3 protein-coding genes are annotated in these 1,928 nt (G+C 37.2%); all 3 read right to left on the bottom strand.

Annotated features, from left to right (window positions below):
* The coding region (locus MAQA_RS16725) for a hypothetical protein (protein WP_420911952.1) at window positions 1-82 on the bottom strand (82 nt) is incomplete at its 3' end.
* Window positions 72-536 (bottom strand): hypothetical protein, encoded by a 465-nt coding sequence (locus MAQA_RS13185; RefSeq protein ID WP_149023383.1) that lies wholly within the window; start codon window positions 534-536, stop codon window positions 72-74. The genes MAQA_RS16725 and MAQA_RS13185, both read right to left, overlap by 11 nt.
* 77 nt (window positions 537-613) lie before the next feature.
* Window positions 614-1,855, bottom strand: a complete 1,242-nt coding sequence (locus MAQA_RS13180) for a MucBP domain-containing protein (protein ID WP_420911951.1) — start codon at window positions 1,853-1,855, stop codon at window positions 614-616.
* Window positions 1,856-1,928 lie beyond the last annotated feature (73 nt).

The raw sequence follows: 1,928 nt of genomic DNA, 5'->3' as shown, positions 1-1,928 counted from the left end.
CCACAGACATTAATACATTGCTATATTTCGGCGCATTATATTCTAATGTCACCGTATAATTTTGATCTTCCTTAGCTACAATCGTTTTTTTTATACGGTTTGGGTAATAAATCGTCCATATTGTTAGTGTCGATAGGAGTGGCAGTCTTCACATCTCCATTAAAACTGATTGAAGCTTGAGAACCTCCAAGCACATGGACTTGATAGTACCAAGTGAAATTATACGTTTTTCCTTTTTCTAACTTAAAGACTTTTTGCGCTTTAAAGACAGAATTCCCAATATTAGCAAAATTAATATAAGCCGTATTATACTGATCGCCATTTGGCATCTGTATTTTTCGTCCTTGTAAGAATGTATTTTGAACCGGAACATTTAAGTCACTGGAATATTTTAGCACACTCCATCCAGTTGAAATATCAAATGCATTTGTTGCAACATTTGCTTTTGTTGTACTTAACTGAGTAGCCTTTAAATTGTTTTGCGCTTTACTAATTTTTTCTGCAATTGGAATATTTGTAAACACTGTAGATGCCAACACTCCTGCAGCAACAAACTTCACAGCCTTGCCTAATTTTGTTTTTTTTCATCTACTAAACCTCCGTCTTCTCTATCTTACTTTTTCAAACGACATATACTACCAAGAATAAGCATCAACCCTAATAAGCTACTAGCCACTGGATAATTATCCCCTGTAACTGGTAGTTCAGTATTTTCCCCTAACTGATTAGACCGATTTTGTCCTGAATTTTTGGCGTTAAATGTCTTTTTTGCACCACTAATATCAGAAGCTAGCGGAACGGCAGGCTGATTGGAGGCCTTCATTTGTGGAACCCATTCTTTTTTAACAGGTTTTGTCACCGCGCCAGAATCGATTATAGAAGAACCTGCTTGTTCAGAATTAGCATGATTTGAATGACTGCCATTTTCTCCATTTGATGGGACAGCAGGCTTTTCTGAATTCGGAACCTGTCCATTTTCATTATTAGCATTTTCTTCCTTACCACTGTTAGATCCTGCAGAAGGTTCGTTAGATGAATGGCTAGACCCTTGTCCACTTGTTTTTATCTCACGATAAATAAAAGTGACTTCTTCTGGTTGATTAGAAAATTTTCCAGCTTGATTGTCTGGTAATTTCTTCAAACGATAGCCTGGAAAGCTTTTTGGTTTCACTGCATAAGAGCTTCCGACTTCTCCCGTTAAGATTTCTGGTGAATCTGTTAATGCTTTCCCATTTTCATCCACGAAATTCACGACTACTTTGCCATTTTCCACGGCTGGAATTTTTTCGTACGTGAAAGTGACTTCTTCTGGTTGATTAGAAAACTTTCCAGCTTGATTGTCAGGTAATTTCTTTAGTTGATAGCCTGGAAAACTTTTTGGTTTTGCTGCATAAGAACTTCCAACTTCTCCCGTTAAGATTTCTGGCGAATCTGTTAATGCTTTCCCATTTTCGTCCACGAAATTCACGACTACCTTACCATTTTCCACGGCTGGAATTTTTTCATACGTCAATGTAACCGTTTGACTAGAGCTTTGGAAAGTTCCCATAACGTTATCGCTTGTTTCTTGTAGGAGATAACCTGGAATTCGTGGTACTTTAACTGTATATCGATCACCAACATCTCCTGAAATTTCAGTTGAAGCTTTAATGGACTTACCTGCCTGGTCTACATACTGAACAAGTACTTTTCCTTTCTCTTTTTGAACTGGCGCTTCTTCTTCAATATCCACACCATGGTTAGGATCCCCTATTTTATAGCCCACAGACATTAATACATTACTATATTTCGGCGCATTATATTCTAATGTCACCGTATAATTTTGATCTTCCTTAGCTACAATCGTTTTTTTTATACGGTTTGGGTAATAAATCGTCCATATTGTTAGTGTCGATAGGAGTGGCAGTCTTCACATCTCCATTAAAACT

The sequence above is a fragment of the Listeria aquatica FSL S10-1188 genome (assembly GCF_000525795.1).
Classification (GTDB): domain Bacteria; phylum Bacillota; class Bacilli; order Lactobacillales; family Listeriaceae; genus Listeria; species Listeria aquatica.
This window is presented reverse-complemented; position numbering and strand designations above follow the sequence as displayed.